Annotated in this window: 10 protein-coding genes and 1 pseudogene; 5 read left to right on the plus strand and 6 right to left on the minus strand. The window is 74.1% G+C overall.

What is annotated here, in order from left to right; translation table 11 throughout:
• Nucleotides 1–3: 3 nt before the first annotated feature.
• The gene (locus tag ACIGAQ_RS28225; protein WP_399787553.1) at nucleotides 4–1,179 is read right to left on the minus strand and encodes a spore photoproduct lyase family protein; all 1,176 of its coding nucleotides are present in this window, start codon (nucleotides 1,177–1,179) and stop codon (nucleotides 4–6) included.
• Nucleotides 1,180–1,351: 172 nt separating this feature from the next.
• On the opposite strand from ACIGAQ_RS28225, the gene ACIGAQ_RS28230 reads away from it, so the two are divergent.
• Nucleotides 1,352–1,528: a hypothetical protein gene (locus ACIGAQ_RS28230; protein WP_311678598.1), complete on the plus strand. Its 177-nt coding sequence runs from the start codon at nucleotides 1,352–1,354 to the stop codon at nucleotides 1,526–1,528.
• Nucleotides 1,529–1,565: 37 nt separating this feature from the next.
• Here the strand turns inward: ACIGAQ_RS28230 and ACIGAQ_RS28235 are convergent, their stop codons facing one another.
• The 3 genes from ACIGAQ_RS28235 to ACIGAQ_RS28245 form a co-directional block, all read right to left on the minus strand.
• Nucleotides 1,566–2,324 (minus strand): hypothetical protein, encoded by a 759-nt coding sequence (locus ACIGAQ_RS28235; protein ID WP_399787556.1) that lies wholly within the window; start codon nucleotides 2,322–2,324, stop codon nucleotides 1,566–1,568.
• Between the two features lie 255 nt (nucleotides 2,325–2,579).
• Nucleotides 2,580–3,356 carry an SDR family oxidoreductase gene (locus ACIGAQ_RS28240; RefSeq protein ID WP_399787559.1) on the minus strand — a complete coding sequence of 259 codons (777 nt, stop codon included), beginning with the start codon at nucleotides 3,354–3,356 and terminating at the stop codon, nucleotides 2,580–2,582.
• 121 nt (nucleotides 3,357–3,477) lie between these two features.
• Entirely contained in the window at nucleotides 3,478–4,317 is an 840-nt protein-coding gene (locus ACIGAQ_RS28245) for an SDR family NAD(P)-dependent oxidoreductase (RefSeq protein ID WP_311678591.1), read from the minus strand.
• A 163-nt stretch (nucleotides 4,318–4,480) separates the two neighbouring features.
• Between ACIGAQ_RS28245 and ACIGAQ_RS28250 the strand changes: the two genes are divergently transcribed.
• Together ACIGAQ_RS28250 and ACIGAQ_RS28255 are read left to right on the plus strand one after the other, a co-directional pair.
• Complete coding sequence (locus ACIGAQ_RS28250; RefSeq protein WP_362280146.1) at nucleotides 4,481–4,756, plus strand: Atu4866 domain-containing protein; 276 nt, start codon at nucleotides 4,481–4,483, stop codon at nucleotides 4,754–4,756.
• Nucleotides 4,757–5,040: 284 nt separating this feature from the next.
• Complete coding sequence (locus ACIGAQ_RS28255) at nucleotides 5,041–5,358, plus strand: GNAT family N-acetyltransferase (RefSeq protein ID WP_311678588.1); 318 nt, start codon at nucleotides 5,041–5,043, stop codon at nucleotides 5,356–5,358.
• Nucleotides 5,359–5,468: 110 nt separating this feature from the next.
• On the opposite strand, the gene ACIGAQ_RS28260 is transcribed toward ACIGAQ_RS28255, so the two are convergent.
• The gene (locus ACIGAQ_RS28260) at nucleotides 5,469–6,005 is read right to left on the minus strand and encodes a transcriptional regulator (RefSeq protein ID WP_399788433.1); all 537 of its coding nucleotides are present in this window, start codon (nucleotides 6,003–6,005) and stop codon (nucleotides 5,469–5,471) included.
• Between the two features lie 111 nt (nucleotides 6,006–6,116).
• Nucleotides 6,117–6,476 (minus strand): annotated as a pseudogene (locus ACIGAQ_RS28265) (helix-turn-helix domain-containing protein); the annotation flags it as partial.
• On the opposite strand from ACIGAQ_RS28265, the gene ACIGAQ_RS28270 reads away from it, so the two are divergent.
• Together ACIGAQ_RS28270 and ACIGAQ_RS28275 are read left to right on the plus strand one after the other, a co-directional pair.
• Entirely contained in the window at nucleotides 6,477–7,355 is an 879-nt protein-coding gene (locus ACIGAQ_RS28270) for a helix-turn-helix transcriptional regulator (protein WP_399787564.1), read from the plus strand. It begins immediately after the preceding pseudogene.
• A 316-nt stretch (nucleotides 7,356–7,671) separates the two neighbouring features.
• Entirely contained in the window at nucleotides 7,672–20,382 is a 12,711-nt protein-coding gene (locus ACIGAQ_RS28275; protein ID WP_399787567.1) for an amino acid adenylation domain-containing protein, read from the plus strand.
• Nucleotides 20,383–20,397: the final 15 nt, after the last annotated feature.

The following is a 20,397-nucleotide window of genomic DNA, read 5'->3' on the forward strand; positions in this document are numbered from 1 at the left end:
CGCTCAGAAGGCGTAGCGGACCCGCAACCACGGTGCGTGGTGGTCGATCAGGGTGCGCAGGGTCTGTACGGCCTCGGCCTTGACCTGGTTGCGGTAGCGGACGTTCAGGGCGCCGTTCTCGGAGCGCTTGGCCTGCTGGAGTTCCGGCCGCCACAGGACGTCCTCGGCCCGGGGGTGCCAGCCGAGATTGACCTCGTGCAGGTCCTGGTTGTGGGTGAGCATGATCACCTCTGCGGCCGCCTGCTCCTTCACCCGCCGGGGCAGGACGTCGTCGAGGTGCGTGAGCAGCTCCGTCCAGGCGTCCTGCCAGCCGGGGCGCAGGACCACCGGGGAGAGGTTGAAGTGCACCTCGTACCCCGCGTCCAGGAAGTCCGCCGCCGCGCCGATCCGCTCGGCCACGGGCGAGGTGCGCACGTCGAGCAGCCGGGCGTCGTCCCCGGGCATCACCGAGAACCGGACACGGGTGCGGCCCCTCGGGTCCAGGGCCAGCAGGTCGGGATTGACGAACTTGGTGGCGAAGGACGCCTTGGCCGTCGGCCACTGGCGGAAGGCGTTCACCAGATCCGCGGTGTTGTCGCAGATCAGCGCGTCGACCGAGCAGTCGCCGTTCTCGCCGATGTCGTACACCCACACCTCGGGGTCGCACTGGTTCGGCTCGGGCTTGCGTCCCTGACGCGCCACGTGCCGGCCCACGTGGGCGACGATCCGGTCGATGTTGGTGAAGACGGTGATGGGATTGGCGTACCCCTTGCGCCGCGGCACGTAGCAGTAGGCGCAGGCCATGGCGCAGCCGTTGGAGGCGCCGGGAGCGATCCAGTCGGCCGAGCGGCCGTTGGGCCGCGTGGTGAGGGTCTTCTTCTCGCCCAGGACCAGGGTCTCGCCCTTGACGCGCACCCAGCGGTCCACGTTGCCCTCGTTGCCGTGCAGCCCGGGAATGCGCCAGTGGGAGTCCACCGTGGTCATCCGCGCGTCCGGGAACCGGGCGCTGATCTGCCTGCCGCGCGGGGAGGCGGCAGCCGCGGGCTCGGCGTAGATCTCCCGCACGGGCAGCAGCCGGCGGGCCGCCGCGGAGGTGCGGAAGGAGGGACGCTGCCCGGTCTCCGCAGGCTCGGGACCGAGGGCGTCGAGCCCGAACAGTGCGTCGGAGTCGTCGTCCGGGGCGCCGGACGGGTGGTGCATGGATGCTCCTGTACGGAGAGGTGCGGCGGGGACGAGGGACCCCGCACCAACTGTACGGGGCACACATCACCACCGCGTCCCGGCAGGCCTGGCCGGGCGTGAGGGGAACCGCCGGGGGCATACGCGAGACAGCAATCCACGGCAGACACCACCCCACCCAAGGAGGCACACCGTGCTGGGCATCATCGCGGCGGTCCTGTTCTTCCTCGCCTTCCTCATCAACGCGGCGGAGATCTCCACGAACGACGTCTTCACCTCGACCAACGTCATGCTGATCGGTCTCGGGCTGCTCGCCCTGCACGTGGCGGGGGTCGGCAGCGGCTGGGCCGCGCGGGGTCGCCGGCGCTGACCGGCCCGAGGGCAGGGGCCGGGCAGCCCCTGCTCCGTCAGTCGTCCGTGGCGTCGGCCTGTGCCTCGGGGGCGGGTGTGGCCGCCGCCTTGCCGGCGGGCGCGGAGTAGAAGACGGACCTGCCCTGCTTGGAGCGCTCGGCCTGGCTCTTGGCGACGAGACCTTCGAGCGTGAGACGGACGACCTTCGCGGAGATGTCGCGCTCGGGGTGGGCCTGGCCGAGCGCGGTGGAGACCTCCGCGGCGGAGCGCGGTTCCTTCTGCTCGCCGAGATGGCGCCGGATGAGCTCGACGAGCGTGGGCTCGGCCGTCTTGGCGGCCCCTGTCTTGGCGGTCGCTGTCTTGGTGGTGGTTGTCTTTGCGGTCGCCGCCTTGGCAGGGGCCGTCTTTGCGGTCGCTGTCTTGGCAGGGGCCGTCCTGCCGGCGGCTGTCCTGGTGGTGGCCGTCTTCTTGGCCGCGGGCTTCCTCGCCGTCTTCTTCGCCGACGTCGCCGTGGACCTGCCTGCCTTCTGCTTTCCGCCGGCCGCCGTGCCGTCCTTCTTGCCTCGCGGCGCGGGCACCGTGGCACTCGTGGCCTCGGCGGCGGCTGACGCTGCCGCCGCCTGCGAGATGCCGAGGGCCTGCTGCATGCTCAGCAGGACACCGTGGTCGTGCTGCAAGGACGCGAGCTGCTCCTGCAGCGAGGCGATCTCCGCACTGATGCGTTCCTGCTCCTTGACGTTGGCTTCCAGATCGCCGGACACCTGTGCGATGTACTGCGATGCCAGTTCCGTGGTGGCAGTTGTCGTCTCGGGCATGGTGCTTTCCTTTCCTCGGCGTGGGAGGCGCACGGCGGGTGACACCTGTCGCCCGGGCCGCAAGACGCCTTGGTGTAGGCATGGTACGGATGGGCGAGGCGGATTGTTCCCGCCATGTTGCCTCCTCCGCCGCACGCACGGCGCGAGTTGTCAGGGGACAACCGGCGGCACGGCGCGGGAAACGACGCGACGACATCGGCAGGAGCACGGCCTGAGGCCGTACGGGCTCACCGAGTTGACGGCCGGGTGACGGTGCTAGACGGCCTGGGCGGTGGGCAGGACGGTGATCTCCGTGAGGTTGACGTGGCGGGGGACGGCGGCCATGAAGGCGACGGTCTCGGCGATGTCGGCGCCCTGGAGGACGTCGATGTCGTGGAGGAGACCGGCCATCAGCTCCGAGGCGTCGGGATCGATGACATGGTCGGGCAGTTCGGTGTCGACCATGCCGGGTTCGATGGTGGCGACGCGGACCATCCGGGGACCCAGTTCGACGCGGAGCAGCCGCGTGAGGTGGCTGATGTAGGCCTTGGTGCCCGAGTAGACGGAGAACTTCTCCAGGATGCGGGTGGCGGCGATGGAGGAGGTGTTGACGAGGTCGGCGGGCCTTCCGTCGGCGGCGGCCGCGGTGAGGTGGGGCAGGAAGGCGGCGATGACGTTCATCAGACCGGTGATGTTGAGGTCGATCTGACGCTGCCACTCGTCGACCTTGAGCTCCTCGATGCCGGAGATGAGCTGGACGCCGGCGTTGTTGAAGACCAGGTCGGCCCGGCCGAGGCGGTCGGCGACCTGCTGGGCGGCCGCCTGGACGGCCTCGCGGTCGGTGACGTCTACTGCCAGGGCGAGCGCGCTGCCGCCGGCGGCCTCGATGTCCTGCACGAGGGCGTCGAGACGGTCCTTGCGGCGGGCCAGAACCGCCACGGAGGCGCCCAGTTGGGCGAGACGTTCGGCGGTCACCGCGCCCATGCCGCTGGAGGCGCCGGAGACGACGGCGACGCGGCCGGCCAGGGGAGTTCCGGTGAGCAGTGCGGACATGAGGAAACCTCGAATTCGTGCGAGTTGGTGTGAGGAGGGGGGCGGTCCCGGGCCGGCGGCAAGGAATCGGGGTTCCGCCCGTCCGGCCCGGGGCCTGCCGTGGGCGTGCCGGCCTCGCCGGTCAGGCGGCGTCGTCGTGGGCCGTGGCCGCGGACTTCTCGCGCCAGGGCTCCAGGTCGTCGCGGATCTGCCGGATCTTGACCTCAAGGCGTTCGAGGGTGTCACGGCCCAGGTAGAGGTGAGTGGGCAGCCGCCGGCCGGAGGTGACCTCGACGATGAGGGCCGCGCCCTTGACGGGGTCGCCGAGCTGGGCGTGGTTGGCCTGGTCGATCCAGTCGAGCGTCACGTGCGCCGGGGTGCCGTCGTAGTCCGCGATGCGGTCGGCGGCCACCGACAGGGAGCTGGCGTCGAGGAAGTCCGTGCGGAACACACCGGGTTCGACCACCATGGACTGGATGCCGAACGGGGCCATCTCGGCCGACAGGGCCTCGCTGATGCCCGCGACGGCGAACTTGGACGCCGAGTACAGGCTGACACCCGGTTCGCCCTCGAAGCCCGACCGGGAGCCGATGTGCACCAGCTTGCCGTGGCCCTGCCCGCGCATGACGGGCAGGACCGCGCGAGTGACGTTGACGAGGCCGAACACGTTCAGGTCGAACAAGGAACGCGCCTCGGCGTCCGAGATCTCCTCCAGAGCGCCGAGCAGGCCGCGGCCGGCGTTGTTCACCAGGACGTCGATCCCGCCGAATCGGTCGACCGCCGCCTGGACCGCGCCGGGAATGCTGTCGTTGTCGGTGACGTCCAACGCCACGGGGAACACGTTGCCGGACGGCCTCAGATCGTCGGGCACCCGCTCCGGATCACGCACGGCGACCACCACCTTGTTCCCGGCGGACAGTGCGGCACGAGCGATCTCCGCACCGATTCCGCGAGAGGCGCCGGTCACGAACCAGATAGCCATGGGACATGCCTTTCCTGTTGCTTCCCCGGGTGGGGACTTCCGCTTGCGGATTCGAGTCTGGGCGGCCGCCGTCATGGCATGAAGGCCGCACTTGTCCTGGGTGTGCGACTCCCAGGAACGCCCCGGCCTGGCCGGCCTGCCGCCCGAGCAGGAGCGTGGAGGCATGAACACCGACACACCTCACCCCTTCGTAGGCATGTGGGTCACCGCCGACGGCCACATCCGGCAGGAACTGCTCCCCGACGGCCGCTACGACGAGGCCCGGGGCAGTCGCAAGAGCGCCTACACCGGCCGCTATACCGTCACCGGCGACCACATCGACTACGTCGACGACACCGGTTTCACCGCCACCGGCGACGTTCGGGACGGAGTGCTCTACCACGAGCACCTCGTGCTGTACCGCGAAGGCGACACTCCGGGGGCGTCCCGGGAGACATGAGCCGGGTCCGGCCGGTCCGCCGACCGGTCCGCCGGCCGCGCCTCGGAGGAGGTCGCCTGTCGCCGACCGGCTGTCGACAGGCTGTCGCGCGGGAGACGTGCACCTACGCTCGGCGGACCGCGGGTGAGGGACAATGGCCGTCCACGCTCACCCGCGCCGACCGGGGCGGCCGACCGCCGAAGGCGACCATCGCCGAGGCGCGCCCCGGGCATCGCCGAGCACGAAGGCAGCCGGTCACCCGCCCTCGATCACGGGGCAGGGGCCGCCCAGGAACGGAGACATCCATGGCGGGTGCCAAGTCCGACGTCACCATCGTCCGGGACGACGACAACAAGCGCATCGAGGCCCACGTGGACGGGAAGCTCGCGGGGATCGCCGAGTACATCCCGGCCAAGCAGGTGATCGCCTTCGTCCACACCGAGGTCGAGCCCGCCTACGAGGGACGTGGCGTGGGGTCGGCGCTGGCCAGGGCGGCGCTGGACATGGCCAGGGACGCGGACACCAAGTTCCTCGCGGTGTGCCCCTTCATAGCCGGGTGGGCCGCCCGGCACCCCGAGTACGAGCCGTGGAACTACCGGCCGACCAGCCGGGTCGTGGACTGATCCGGCCCGGCGCCCGGGAAGGGCAGGCGCTGCTCTGCCACTGACGAGCTGACGAGCCGGCCGGTCACCACCCAGGACGGGCGGGGACCGGCCGGCTCGTCATGCGACGGTCACTGGTCGCCTGTGCCCGAATCGAGGGCCGGGGACGTCCGAGCAGGTACCGGAGGCGTGGCCATGGCCCGCAGCGCCTCGAAGGCGGCCGCCGTCGGGCTCGCCGGTTCGGCCTGGTAGACGACCAGCTGCTGATGCGGAGCGCCGTTGACGGTGAACGCCGCGAACCTGATGTGCAGGTCGCCCACCTCGGGGTGCCTGAGGTGCTTGCCCTCCTGCGACTTGCCCTTGACCTCGTGCAACCGCCAGAGCGCCGCGAACTCCGCACTGGCGTCGCACAGTTCGCCGACCACGGCGTTGATCCGCTCCGCCGTCGGATCGTGGCCGTAGGCGGCCCTCAGCTCGGCGACGCAGGAGTGCGCCGCGCGTTCCCACTCCTGGTAGAAGGCGCGGCCCGCGGGGTCGACGAAGACCATGCGCGCGAGGTTGTCGAACCGCTCGAACCCCCGGTGCAGGGCCGAGGCCAGGGAGTTCCCCGCCAGGACGTCGAGGGCGGGTCCGAGGACGAACGCCGGAGTGTGCTCCCAGCCGTCCATCAGCTCCAGCAACTGTCGGCTGACCTGATCCTGGCCACCCTGGCCGCCCCGGCTTCCCCGGTCGCGCGGACGCCGGGAGGCGGCCAGGCACAGCCGGTTCAGATGGTCGGTGGCCTCCGCGTCCAGTCGCAACGCCTGCGCCACCGCTTCGACGACCTGCGGGGACGGGCTGCTCTCGCGTCCCTGCTCCAGCCTGACGTAGTAGTCGGAGCTGACTCCGGCCAGGAGCGCGACTTCCTCCCTGCGCAGCCCGGGCACCCTCCTCCGCCCGTGCTCGGGCAGACCGACGTCGTGCGGCTTCAGGGCCTCTCGACGGGCTCTGAGGAAATCACCCAGGGGCGTCCCATTGCTCATGCCGACAAGGCTAGACGCGTTTCGGCCGCCGAGGAGGTGGGGAGAGGGACGATCCTGGGTGCGATGCACCCCCTCTGGACCGGTCCTCACGCGGCCCGTCCGCCCTAGCCTCGACATATGGACAACCCGCACCCCGACACGGACCCGGACACGGACCCGGCCACAAGCACAGGGCTGGGCCCGTTTCTCCGCTCCCGCCGGGAACGCCTCACCCCCGCGGACGTGGGGCTCAGCAGCCACGGCCGTCGCAGAGTGCCCGGTCTCCGGCGGGACGAGGTGGCCGCGCTGGCGGGCGTCAGCACGAGCTACTACGTGCGGCTCGAACAGGGGCGGGAGGCCCGTCCCTCGCGCCGGGTCCTGGACGCGGTGGCACGTGCGCTGCGCCTCGGCGAACAGGACACCCGCCGTCTGCACGGCCTGGCCCGGCCGGCCGGCCGCCGGACCACGTCTCCGGCACGGGTGGAACGCGTCGCCCCCCACCTGCGGGAGCTGATCGACAGCTGGACGGGCACACCTGCCTTCGTCATCGGGCACGCCCAGGACATGCTGGCCACGAACCCCTTGGCCGAGGCGCTGTACGCGGACTTCGGCCAGTGCGACAACGTGCTGCGCATGCTGTTCCTGGATCCGGTGGCCAGGACGTTCTACCGCGACACCGACCGTGCCGCGTACCGGGCGGTGGCCGACTTGCGGCAGGCGGCAGCAAACACACCGGACGACCCCCGGATCCTGCGGCTCGTCGGCGAACTGTCCATCCGCAGCGCTGAGTTCCGCTCACTGTGGGCACGCGACCACATCCGCGTCCCGCCGTACGAGGTGAAGCAGGTGCACCACTCCGCGGTGGGGGTCATGGAGTTGCGGCACGAGGCGTTCGCCGTCCGCAGTGCGCCGGGGCAGCAACTCGTGGTCCTCCAGGCCGAGCCCGGCTCGCCGTCCGCCGACGCCCTCGCCCTGCTGGGGTCCCTCGGCGCACGGGACCGGGCCAGGGACAGCTGAGCGGGGCCGCCGACCCTCCGCAGGCACGGAGGACCGTCCGCCCGGTGCACCGAGTCCGGGGGCGGCACCGGGCGCCGCATGCCGGAAGGACCCGGTGACCAGGGCGAAGAGCCGCCGTGAGTGGCCCGCACCGATCCCGTAGGGTGAGGGCGGCCGGCGAGTCGGCACACGGCGGCCTCCGCACCACCGTCCGGCACGGGCCTGCGGCGTCCCGGCGATGCGTGCCGCGGAACGCCCCAGGCACTGCCTCACGGCTTCCCTCACGACGCCGTACGGACGGACCGCCCGTGCCGGGGCCCGACCTCGAGAACGGACCATGAGCGACGACACCCTGTGGAAGGTCCTGCGGGACGCTGCCGGTGAGCGGCCCGAGCAGGTGACCGCGCATGTGCGCGGCGACGGCAGCGAAGTCGAGGTGACCTACCGGGACTTGCTGACCGCCGCCCGGCGGGTCGCCGGAGGGCTGCGTGCCGCCGGCGTCCGGCCCGGCACCTGCGTACCGCTGATCGCCGACCGCAGCGAGGACTTCCAGGTCATGTTCTGGGGCCTGATCGGCGCGGACCTGGTCCCCGTGCCGCTCGCCGCGGACGTCCGCCGGGTCATGCCCGTCTGGGAACACCTGGACCGGCCACCGCTGTTCGTGGACACAGCAGGCGAGGGCATGCTGCGGGACCTGCCCACCGGAGCGGCCGTGCTGCGGCTGGAGGAGGTGCGTCACGGCGACGACCTGGGCGGGCCCAGCGCATGCGCGCCCGACGGTCTGGCCTTCGTGCAGTTCTCCTCGGGCAGCACCGGTGCGCCGAAGGGCGTCGAACTGACCCATGCCGCGGTCACCGCCAACCTGCGTCAGATCCTGGCCGTGTCCGACCTCGGTCCCGACGACGTCGTGGTGAGCTGGATGCCCTACTTCCACGACATGGGCCTGATCGGCACGCACCTCGCGCCCCTCGCCGCCCGTGCCAAGCAGGTCAAGATCGGGCCCCTGACGTTCGCGCGGCGGCCCGCGATCTGGTTCGAGACGGCCACCGCCCACCGGGCGACGCACCTGTCGGCCGCCAACTTCGCGCTCGCGCTCGTGACGCGGCGCCTGTCCGACGAGGACATGGCCCGCTTCGACCTCACCGCGGTCCGCCGGGTCGTCGTGGGCGCCGAACCCATCTCCGCGTCCGTCTGGCGCGCCTTCGCCCGCCGCACCCGGCCCGCCGGACTGGCGCCGCACGCCCTCCAGCCGGTGTACGGCCTGGCCGAGGCCACGCTCGCCGTGACGTTCCCGCCCCCGGGCGAGACCGCCGAACCACGGGCGCTGGACCGGGCCGCGCTAGGACGGGGACGCGCGGTGGACGTCCAGGACTCCCCGGACGCCGAGGGCGCGGCCGTCGAACTGATGGATTTGGGCCACCCCGTGCCCGGGTGTGCCGTCCGGATCGTCGACGACTCCGGGCGTGAGCTCGGCGACCGCCGCGTCGGGCACATCCAGGTGCGCGGTCCCCAGACAGCACGCGGCTACCGGGCTCTGCCCGACGCCACCGCCGCCGCCTTCACCGCCGAGGGCTGGCTGCGCACCGGGGACATGGGCTTCCTCCGGGACGGACGGCTGTGCGTCACCGGCCGGCACAAGGACGTGCTGTTCCTGAACGGTCTGAAGCACCACGCCGCCGACCTGGAGGACGTCGCCGCGGCCACGCCCGGGCTGCCCCCCGGCACGGCCGCGGTCGTCGGGTCCACCGACCCGGACACCGGCGGCGAGCGCGTCGTGGTCTTCGTCTCCTGGTCCCGCCCGCCGCGCACGGCCGACGAGGTGCTGGAACGGGTCGCCGCCCGGGTGGGGGAAGCGCTCTTCCACGACGACGTGCGGGTCGTCGCCCTGCCGCCCGGCCAGTTCCCGCGCACCACCAGCGGCAAGGTGCGCCGCCACGTGCTGCGCGACCGGTTCGAGGCAGGCCGCTACACGCGGGTCGTCGTACGCCGTCGTGGCCCCGCTCCGGCCCCTCCCGCCGGACGGCGCGCTCCGGGCGGAGCCGGCGTGCCGCGGTCGCGGGCGGCCACCGAGCAGGTGGTGCGCGAGGTGTGGGCCGAGGTGCTGGGGACGGACGGCTCGCGCATCGACCCCCACGCCTCGTTCCGAGCGCTGGGCGGCACGTCGTTGAAGGCCATGGAGGTACTGGCCGCGCTGGAGGATGCCTTCGGCGCGCCCCTGGAGACGGCGGCGCTGCGTGCCGGGACCGACACGGTGGCCGGACTCGTCGACCACCTCCTGACCCGACCCGCACGACCGGCGGACAGCGGCGCGGAGGCCATCGAACAGGGCGACCCGTACGCTGCGCCCAGCGCGTATCCCTCCGACCACCCGGAGCGGAGGATCCGCGAGCCGGAACGGCTGGGGCGCGAGGCTCTCGCCGTCGTCGGTCTGGCCTGCCGGTTCCCCGGTGCGGACACGCCCGAGGCCTACTGGCGGCTGCTCGCCGAGGGGCGGGACCTCGTCACCCCCGTGCCGCCGCACCGCTGGGACGGTGACCGGGTGCCGGCGGCCCGTTGGGGTGCCTTCCTCAAGGACCCGACGGCCTTCGACGCCGACCGCTTCGGCATGTCCGAGGGGGAGGCCCGCACCCTCGACCCACAGGCCCGCCTTCTCCTGGAGCTGGCGCACGAGGCCCTGGAGCGCGCCGGATACGCAGGACCGCGCCGCCGCGCCCACCGCATCGGCGTCTTCACGACGACGGGGGACAGCGGCTACCGGGAACTGCTGGACCGGGCAGCCGCAGGCGACGGCACGGACCTGCCGCCCTCGGCGCTCACCGGGAACCTCCCCAACCTCCTCGCCGCCCGCGTCGCCCAGTACTTCGACCTCGACGGACCCGCCCTGGCCGTGGACACCGCCTGTTCCTCCGCCCTGGTCGCCCTGCACCTGGCCCGTCGCAGTCTCACCGCGGGCGAGTGCGACATCGCCCTGGTCGGCGGCGTCAACCTGCATCTCACTCCCACCGCGCACCGGATGCTGCACGCCGCCCGGGCCCTGTCGCCGACCGGGCGCAGCCGGGCGTTCGCCGCGGGCGCCGACGGGTTCGTGCCCGGCGAGGGCGGCGCGGTGCTCGTCCTGCGGCGGGAGGAGGACGCCCGGCGTGCCGGAGACGACCTGCTCGCCCTGGTGCGCGGCACCGCCGTCAACAACGACGGCACCTCGCTCAGCCTCATGGCACCCAACCCCGTCCGCCAGCGCGAGGTCATCACCGCCGCCCACACGGCGGCCGGCGTCGACCCGGCCGAGGTGACGTACGTCGAGGCGCACGGCACCGGCACCGCCCTCGGCGACCCCGTCGAACTCAAGTCGCTCGCCCACGCCTTCCCGCCGCTGCCGGGCGGACGCATCCGACTGCTGGGCTCAGCCAAGAGCAACATCGGCCACCTGCTGAACGCCGCCGCGCTGCCCGGTCTGGTCAAGGTCGTACTGGCGCTGCGCCACGGCCAGGTGCCGCCCTCGCTGCACGCCGACCCGCCCGCCGCGCTCGTCGCCGCATCCGGGTTCCGGGTGCCCGACCGGCTCGTGGCCTGGCCCGCACCGCCCTCGCCGGGCCCGCTGGTCGCGGGCATCAACGCCTTCGGCTTCGGCGGCACCAACGCGCACGCCGTCCTCCAGCAGGCCACCGGCAGTCCCCGGCGCGGGCCCCGGCCGGACGACGGCCCCCATGTGCTGGCGCTCTCCGCCGCCACCCGGCCGGCGCTGCTCGCCCTCGTGCACGACCTGTCGGCCCACCTGGACGCCCACCCCGGGATCGCCACGGCCGACCTGTGCCTGACGGCTGCGACGTCCCGGGACGACGACCGGCACCGGCTTGCCCTCGTCTGCGACGAGGACGGCGACGTGCGCGCACGACTGGCCGCCGTCGCCGGGGCCGCTACGCAGGCTCCGGCCCCGGATCCTGCTCTCGCCCAGGCTCAGGCCCCGGATCCTGCTCTCGCCCAGGCTCAGGCCCCGGATCCTGCTCTCGCCCAGGCTCAGGCCCCGGATCCTGCTCTCGCCCCGGCCCCGGCCCCGGCTCCGGCTCCGGACCCTGCTCTCGCCCAGGCTCCGGCTCCGGATCTGGCTCCCGCCCAGGCTCAGGCTCCGGACCCTGCTCTCGCCCAGGCTCCGGCTCCGGATCCGGCTCCCGCCCAGGCTCAGGCTCCGGACCCCGCTCCCGGCCAGGCCACTGCCTCAGCCCGCAAGCAGGCCCCGGCCGGCGATCATGCGGTGAACGCGTCCGTGGCCGGGAGCGGATCGCCCGCGGACACGGACGTCTTCACCGGAACCGTCCGCACCCGCCCCCGCCTCGCCTTCCTCTTCCCCGGGCAGGGCGCTCAGCGTCCGGGCATGGCGGCGGGGCTGTACGCCACGGCGCCGGTGTTCCGGGACACCCTCGACGAGGCGTCCACCGCGCTCGGCCCGGTGCGGGGCCGTCCCCTCGTCGACTGGTGCACCGATCCCGGCGTGGACCCGGCCGAACTGGCCCGTACCGAGATCACCCAGCCCGTTCTGGTCGCCTACGGCGTGGCGCTGGCCCGCCAGTTGGGTGCCTGGGGCGTCGTACCGGACGCGGTCGCCGGCCACAGCGTCGGCGAACTGGCCGCTGCCTGCGCCGCCGGCCTGCTGTCGCTGTCCGACACGGTGCGCTTCGCCGCCGCGCGTGGCCGGGCGATCGCCGAGCTGACCGAGCCTGGCGCGATGGCCGCCGTGCTCGGCGCGGACGACGCCGTGGAGAGGCTGGTCGCCGCCGCGGACGGTGCCCTGGCCGTCGCCGCCCGCAACGCCCCCGGCCGCGTGGTGCTGTCCGGCACCGTGCCGGCGGTGCAGGACGCCGTCGCGGCACTCACCGCCCGGGGCGTCACCGCGCGCAGGCTCAAGGTCTCGCACGGCTTCCACTCACCGCTGATGGAGCCGGCCGCCCGAGCGGTGCACGACGCCGCGCGGGCGCTGTCGCCCGGAACCGGCCGCATACCCCTGCTGAGCACCCTGACGGCCGACTGGGAGTCCGCCCCGGACGCGGCCCACTGGCGCGAACACCTGCTGCGCCCCGTCCGGTTCGGGGCGGCGGCCCGGCGGCTCGCGGAGGACGGGTACGACACCTTCGTCGAGATCGGGCCCGGCACCGACCTGCCGTCCGCCCTGCGCACCGCCACCGCTGACCGGTCCGGCGCCCTCGTCTCGGTGCTCTCCGCCCTGCCCGCCGGACACCGCGAGGAGGCGGGTGAGCGTGGCAGCGGGCGCGGCGAACTGCTGCGCACCGTCGCCCGGTTGTGGACGCGCGGCGTCGCCGTCGACCACGCCGCGCTGGCGCCGACGGGACGCCGTGTGCCGCTGCCCACGTACCCCTTCCAGCGACGCACCTACCGGCCCGGCCCTCCCGCCACCCGACTGCTGCACCGCGTCACATGGACACCGGCCCCCACCAGCCCGCTCGCCGGAGCCGTCCCTCTCACTCCGCCCGCCGGGGGCGCTCCGGTCACGCTGGTCACCGGGCCCGACGCCGATGCCGTGCGGGAGTTGTCCACCTGGCTGGGCGAGCGCGGCGTGCCGATGGCGCACGCGGGCACGACCTCCGCCCACACCGTCGTGCACCTGTCGCGACGGCCCGAAGGGGACCTCGACGGACCGGCCGCCGCAGCCCGATTCCGGGACACCGTGCGGCAGTTCGACCGTGCCGCGGCGCGGCGCCTGCTGGTGCTCACCGAGGACGCCCACGGCACCGGCACCGACGGCGAGGCCCGGCCGCGCCCCGAGCAGACCCTGCTCACCGGGCTCGCGCTGGCCTTCCCGCAGGAGACCGAGGGCACTCGGCTGGTCTGCGCGGACCTGTCCTCCCAGGACACCAGGGAGCAACAGCTGGACGCCGTCCTCGCCGAGGTGCGGGACATGGAAAGCGACGGCACCTCCGTGACCGCCTGGCGGCGCGGCACCCGGTTGCTGCGGGGCGTCGCGCCCCTGCCACCCATCGCCGCACCGGACACCAGCGGCCCGCTGCCCGCCGACGGGGTGTACCTCATCACCGGCGGCGCGGGCGGCCTGGGTGCGGCACTCGCCAGGGACCTCGCCGGACGTGGCCGTCCCACGCTCGTCCTCACCGGCCGCTCCCCGCAGCCCCCCGCCGAGCTGCTCACCGAACTCGCCGAGCTCGGGGCCGACGCCTGCTACCGGCAGGCCGACACGGTGGACGAGCGGCAGCTCGACGCTCTCTTCGCGGACACTCCCGCTCCGGATGTCGTCTTCCACGCGGCAGGCGTCGTGCTGCCGGGGTCGTTGCGCGGAACCGGTCCGCAGGACACGGACCGTTCGCTGGCCGCCAAGGTGCACGGCACCCGGCTGCTGGCACGGGCCCTGGACCGTCACGGGCACCGCCCCGGGCTGTGCGTGGCGTTCTCCTCGGTGGCCTCCGTGCTCCCCGGCGCCGCCGGCGCGCTCGGCGACTACGCGGCGGCCAACGCCTTCCTCGACGCCTTCGCCGCGGCCGAACGCGCGGCTGGACGACGCTGGTTGACCGTCAATCTGGGCCCCGTCGCCCGGACCGGGCTCGCCGTCGCGCTCGGGGACGGCACGCCCTCGCGAGGCGTCGGGAAGCCGCTGGCCCCGACCGAGGCGTTGCGCGCGCTGCGCGCGGCCTGTGCCGTCGAAGCGGCCCAGCTGGTCATCGCCGACCTCACGGACGCGGGCGGGTCCGAACGGGACACCACCCCCACGTCGGGGCCGTACACACCGGCGTGCCCTGCCGAGTCCCACCGTGCCCCCAACGCGCCCAACGCGCCCAACATGCCCTCCGCGCCCATCGCAGGCACCGCGCCTACCGCCCCGGGTGACACGTCCGGCACCCGCGACCTGGTACGCGCCCTCCTGGCCGAGGCCCTGCACCTGTCCCCGGACGCCGTGGACCAGGACCAGGCCTTCCTCTCGCTCGGCCTCGACTCGCTCGCAGCGGTCGACCTGGTCCGACGGCTGGAACACGCGCTGGGCCGGGACCTTCCGGCCACGCTGTTCTTCGAGTACCGCACGGTGCGCGAACTCACCGCCCACCTCGACGCCCAGCCCGCCGAGGACGGCGGCAGGCCCACAGCGGCACCACGCGACGACGCACCCGTCCCGGCGGCCACCGCCACGGAAGGCGTGCCGTTCCCGCTGACAGCCGTCCAACTGGCCCTGCACACCAGCAGCGTGCTGTATCCGCGGACCCCGGCTCGCGGTTGGGTGCGGCACACCGTCCGGGGACCCCTCGACCCTGCCCTGCTGCGCCGCGCCCTCACCACGCTGGCCGAGCGGCACGGCATGCTCCGGATGCGCGTCGGGCACGACGGCGGGGCACCGCACCAGATCGTGATGCCGGACCCCGAGGTGTGGTTCGAGACCCGGTCGTGCCCGGAGGGCGGAGCGGCGCTCCGGGAGCTGGAGACGGAACTCGCCAACCGGCCCCTGAACCTCACCGCCGAACCCCCCGTACGGGCCCTGCTGGTGACCGAGGACGCCGAGGTGGCCCATCTGATCCTCACCGTGCACCACGTGGCCGCCGACGGCCACAGCCTCAACACGCTCGGCACGGAACTCTGGACGCTCTACACCGACCTCGCCCTGGGCCGCACTCCGGCCCCGCTGCCCCCCGCCGCGGACTTCGCCTCCTACGCCACCGAGGCGCGCCGACCCGCCGTCCGTGCCGACGACCTCGCCCACTGGACGGCCCGGCTGGCGGACCACACCCCCCTGTCCCTGCCCTACGACGGCCGTCCCGACCCCGAGGCGGGCCCCGGCCCCCTCGTCGCCGTGAACCGCGCCCTGGACGAGGAACTCGTCGCCATGCTGCGCGCACGCGCCTCCGCGTGGAACGTCTCCCTCTTCCATCTCCTGCTCGCCGCCTACGCCCGCTGCCTGGCCCGGTGGAGCGGGCAGCGGGCCGTCGCGATCAACGTCGCCCGCGCCGGCCGGGACGCCCGGCTGCCGGGGCTCGACCGGCTGGTCGGCCCCCTCGCCGACACCCTGCCGCTGTTGCTCGACACGGACCCGGACGAGCCGCTGCCCCGCCTCGCCGAGCGAGTCCGCCTGGCGTGGCTGGAGAGCGAGCGGCACGCCACCGTCAGCAGTCTCGACCTTGCACGGATCCTGCCGGGTGACGCCTCGGGGCCGCGCGCGGTGAGCCCGGCGAGCTTCAGCTTCGCGCGCTTCCCGGCCACCCTGGACGCGGACTGCCCGGTCGACGTACGGCCGACCGCCGCGGGCACCGGCTCGGCCGCCACCCGGCTGAGCCTGCTCGTCTGGGAGGACGGGCCTCTGCTGCGGCTGTCCTGGAACGCCCCCGAGGGCCTCTTCACCACAGCCACGAAGACCCGGCACGCGACCGACTTCGAACGGGAGCTGCGCGCCCTCGACGGAACCGCCGGTTCCCCGGACGCGTGGAACGGCTTCCCTGCGCCCATATCCGGCGCGGAATCCCGGGCGACCGTCGTCGGCCGGCTGCTGGACCGGTTCCTTACCCGTCCCGACGCGGTCGCCGTCGACGACGGCCGGCTGACCCTGACCTACCGGGACCTGGACGCGGCGACCCGCGACCTCGCCCTGCGGTTGCGCGAACAGGGCGTGCGGCGGGGAGACTTGGTGGGCATGGTCACCTCCCCGGGACCCGGCACGGTGATCGCCGTCGTCGGCATCCTGCGGACGGGCGCCGGTTGGGTGCCGCTGGACGCGGAGCATCCGGCGGCCCGGCTGGCGGAGCAGACGGCCCGCTGCGGGGTCCGCGTGGTCGTGCACGACGACCGCACGCGACCGGCCGCACAGGCGCTCACCGCCGCGACAGCCGTACCCGTGACCATCGACACGGAGTCCGCCACCGGTACCGAACCGGTCTCCGCACCACTGCCTTCCGCATCCACGGAGGAGCTTCCCGACGGCGCCGCCGCGGACCTCGACGCGACGGCCTACGTCATCTTCACCTCCGGTTCCACGGGCCGTCCCAAGGCCGTGCCCATCACCTTCCGCGCGATGGAGAACTACCTCGACTGGGCCGTCACCACCTTCGCCTACGGCCCTGGCGACCGGCTCGCGAACACGTCCTCCCCGTGCTTCGACGCCTCCGTACGCCAACTGCTCGCCCCGCTGCTGACCGGCGCCACCGTGGTGACCGCGGACCGCGACCTGGTGCGCGACCCGGAACTGCTGCTGGACCACGTGGCACGGGCACGGATCACCGTGTGGAGCTCCGTGCCGTCGCTGTGGGAGCGGCTGCTGGCCGCCGCGGAGCACCGCCTCCGGCGCGGTGAGCGACTGCCGGACCTCTCCGCGCTGCGCCTGGTACATGTCGGCGGGGAGGTGCTCTGGGCGGACTGGGTGCGCCGCTGGTTCGACCTGTTCGGCCCGGAGCAGCGGATCGTGAACCTCTACGGGCCGACCGAGACGACCGTCAACGCCACCTACCACGTCGTCGCCGAACGCCCCGCCGACGAGGTCACGGCGCTGCCCATCGGCCGTGCCGTCGCCGGGACGGAGCTGCTCGTCGTCGGCCCCGGCGGTGAACAGGCCGGTCCGGGCAGCACCGGCGAACTGCTGATCGGCGGCGTCGGACTGTCCGCCGGTTACCTGGGCGAACCGGAGCTGACCCGGGCCGCCTTCGTGCGGCGGGACGGCCGCCGCTGGTACCGCAGCGGCGACCGGGTGGAAGTGCTGCCCGACGGCGCGCTGCGGTTCGTCGGCCGGATCGACGACCAGGTCAAGATACGAGGGCATCGCGTCGAACCCGGAGAGGTCGAGGCCGCCCTGCGGGCCCGTCCGGACGTGGCGCAGGCCGCCGTACTGGCCGATGAGGGACGGCTGTTGGCCTTCGTCGCGCTCACGGCACCGAAGGCGCGGGACGGTGTGGACGCGGTAGCGCTGCGGCGGTATCTGGGGGAATCCCTGCCGCCCTACATGGTGCCAGCCCGGATCACCGTACTGGACTCCCTGCCGCTGACCGGCACCGGCAAGACCGACCGGCGGGCACTGCTGGCGAGGGTCGGGCCACCGGCCGCGGACACGGCGCGCACGCGGAGCACGCTGCCGGAGAGGAGCAGTGCCACGGAGGAGTCGCTCGGCCGTGTCTGGTGCGAGGTGCTCGGCGTCGACCAGGTCGGACGCCACGACGACTTCTTCGCACTCGGAGGCGACTCCCTGCTGGCCCTCCAGGTCTTCGACCTGCTCGCCCGTCGGCACCCCGGCCCGCTGCCCCGGCCCACGGCCGTCTACCGGCACCGCACCCTGGCCGCGCTTGCCGAGGCCGTCGACGCCCATGCGGTCGGTGCCGAGGCCGCCGATGCCAGGGCCGTCGGTGCCGAGGCCGCCGATGCCAGGGCCGTCGGTGCCGAGGCCGCCAACGCCAGGGCCGTCGGTGCCCGAGCCGTCGATACCGAGCCCTGCGGTGCCCGAGCCGTCTCTGCCGAGGCCGCCGGTGGGGAGGTGTCGGGGGAGGAGGCCCCACCGGCCCGGGCCGACGACGCGGCGCTGACCCCCGGGGACCTCGCCCCGGCATCCCCGGCACCCCCGGCGTTCCCGGGCGCCTACCCCGTCACCCCCGGCCAGCGCGGCTTCCTGCTCGCCGAGGCCCTCGCGCCCGGCAGCGGGGCGTCCTGGCTGACCCGGCTGCGGCTGACCGGCCCGCTCGACCGGGAGCGTTTCCAGCGGGCCGTCGACATCCTCGTGGCCCGGCACCCCATGCTGCGCACGGTCTTCCCCGCCGGGGAGAGGCCGCCGGTGCAGCAGGAACTGCCCCCGTCGCTGCGTCTGCCGGTCACCTTCGCGACCGTGTCCGGACCACAGGATCTGGCGCGGCGGATCGGGGACGAGCGGCGCCGCCGCTTCGAGCCGTGGGCCTGGCCCCTGCTGCGTCTGAGCGTGCTCAGCCTCACCCCTCAGGAACACGTGCTCGTCGTGCACGCCCATCACCTCATCGGCGACGGCTACAGCGCCGCCCTGCTCCTGGAGGAACTGACCACCGTCCACGACTCCCTGAACCGCGGTGCGGCACCCCGACTGCCCGAGCTGCGCGGCACGTTCCGTGAGCACGCGGAACGCCTCGATGGGGGGTCCGCGCACCAGCGGCCGGAGGAGGACGGCGCGCGGCGGCGCCGTTCCGACCTGTGCGCGCCCTACTCCAAGCCGGACCTGCGGAACCCGGTCGGCAGCGGGGGTCAGCAGCAGCCTCTCTCGTCCGGCCCGCGCGCCTTCCTGTCCCGGAGCTTCGTCCTGGACCCCACCGTCGTGGGCGCGCTGCGCAAGATCGCCGCCGAGGCGGGCGCCACCTTGTACGCGCCGCTGCTCACCGCCTACCACCAGGCGCTCGCCGCCCTGACCGGCCAGGAGGACCTGGTCATCGGGCTGGCCGTGTCCGGCCGCGACCACCCGCTGCCCGACATCCACCGGGTCTTCGGGCCGTTCGCCACCGCCGTCGCCGTCCGCCCCTTCGGGCCCGGCGCACAGGCCCTGCCCGGCGACGACTTCCCGCAGCGCGTGCGCAGGGTCGTGGACGAGACGATCGCCGCCCGCATCCACGAGGACATCGTCCCGCGGGACGCCGCCGGTTTGCCGCTGACCTCGCAGTTCTTCTTCACCCTCCTCGACTTCGGCTCCCTGGGCCCGCGCGGCGACGACCTCCTGGCCGTGCGCCGGGACGAGGAGGAGGACAGCGACTTCACGCCGCCCGCCGCCGGTACCGACGTCTTCCTCGCGGCGCGGCCGGACGGGGACCGGCTTCGGATCACCGTGCGCGGTGCGGCGGCGGCGTTCGACGAGCCCGCGCTCGCCGCCTTCGCCGACGGGCTGCGCCACCGGCTCGTCTCCCGTGCCGTGCGGCCGGTACGGCGGTCCACGCGTCCCGCCGTACAGGACGACCTGGACGCCGCGCTCGTCGGCTACCTGCCCGCGCCCGCCCAGCTGGCGCGGCTCGCGGGCCTGCCGGAGACCAGGACGGCACGCGAGGAGATCCGCCGTCTGCTGTTCCCGGACGGCGCTCCCCGGCTGCTGGAGACGACCGCCACCCCACAGGGCCGGTCCGGGTTCGTCGCCCTCCCGCTGTTCGCCGACGAACTGGCCGGGGAAGGCGCCCTGGCCGCACAAACCGCCCGCGCGGTAGCCACGGCCTCGGCACTGGGGGCCCGCAGCGTCTCCCTGGCCGGCATGATCCCCTCACTCACCGGCTACGGCTTCGACGTGCTGCGCGCCTCCCGCGCACCCGCGGCGATCACCACCGGACACGCGGCCACGGTCGTCTCCGTGGTGCGCACGGTGCACGCCGCGCTGTCGGGCACCGGCCGGGACCTGGCCGGCACCGACCTGGCCGTGGTCGGACTCGGCTCCATCGGCGCCTCCTCACTGGAGTTGCTGCTCAGCCTGGCCGAGCGGCCCCCGGCCCGTCTCGTACTGTGCGACGTGCCCGGCAGCGGCCCGCGCCTGCGGAACCTGGCGCGGACGCTACGGGAACGCGGCCTCGCCGACGACGTCGCCGTCCACGTCTCGGACCCCGGCCTGCCCGACGCGGTCCACGACGCCGGCCTGATCGTCGCGGCCGTCAGCGGACACAACGCCCTGATCGACATCGACCGGCTGCGCCCCGGCACCGTCGTCGTGGACGACAGCTTCCCGCACTGCTTCGACACCGGCCGGGCCCTCGCCCGCATGCGGGAGGACGCGGACGTCCTGGTCCTGGGCGGGGGCCTGCTCACGGTGGGCACCACCCGCCGCACCCTGGCCGAAGGGCTGCCCGGCCTCGTCGCGACCGCCGAGGCGGTGGCCCAGCACGGGCTGCCCGGCACCCTGGCCTCCTGCCGGACGGAGTCGCTGCTGCACGCCTCCGGTGCGGACGTGCCGCTGGTGCGGGGCCTGGTGGACGGTCCCACGGCCCTCGCCTACTGGCGGGCCATGGAACAGGCCGGCATCACCGCGGCGCCGCCGCACCTGCTCGGCCGGATCCTGGAACCGCTTCCCGAAGGGGTGCGTGCGGGGGCGGGCGGCCCGTCCTCGCCCCGGCCTCCCGGGCGTGACCCACGTCACTGAGACCGCCCGCGCCGA

It is taken from the genome of Streptomyces sp. NPDC085932 (assembly GCF_044540525.1).
In the GTDB taxonomy this organism is placed as follows: domain Bacteria; phylum Actinomycetota; class Actinomycetes; order Streptomycetales; family Streptomycetaceae; genus Streptomyces; species Streptomyces levis.

Excerpts from the sequence above, each read along its gene's own strand:
- ACIGAQ_RS28225 (WP_399787553.1), bottom strand. The coding sequence starts at position 1,179 with ATGCACCACCCGTCCGGCGCCCCGGACGACGACTCCGACGCACTGTTC.
- ACIGAQ_RS28235 (WP_399787556.1), bottom strand. The coding sequence starts at position 2,324 with ATGCCCGAGACGACAACTGCCACCACGGAACTGGCATCGCAGTACATC.
- ACIGAQ_RS28240 (WP_399787559.1), bottom strand. The coding sequence starts at position 3,356 with ATGTCCGCACTGCTCACCGGAACTCCCCTGGCCGGCCGCGTCGCCGTC.
- ACIGAQ_RS28245 (WP_311678591.1), bottom strand. The coding sequence starts at position 4,317 with ATGGCTATCTGGTTCGTGACCGGCGCCTCTCGCGGAATCGGTGCGGAG.
- ACIGAQ_RS28250 (WP_362280146.1), top strand. The coding sequence starts at position 4,481 with ATGAACACCGACACACCTCACCCCTTCGTAGGCATGTGGGTCACCGCC.
- ACIGAQ_RS28255 (WP_311678588.1), top strand. The coding sequence starts at position 5,041 with ATGGCGGGTGCCAAGTCCGACGTCACCATCGTCCGGGACGACGACAAC.
- ACIGAQ_RS28260 (WP_399788433.1), bottom strand. The coding sequence starts at position 6,005 with ATGGACGGCTGGGAGCACACTCCGGCGTTCGTCCTCGGACCCGCCCTC.
- ACIGAQ_RS28270 (WP_399787564.1), top strand. The coding sequence starts at position 6,477 with ATGGACAACCCGCACCCCGACACGGACCCGGACACGGACCCGGCCACA.
- ACIGAQ_RS28275 (WP_399787567.1), top strand. The coding sequence starts at position 7,672 with ATGAGCGACGACACCCTGTGGAAGGTCCTGCGGGACGCTGCCGGTGAG.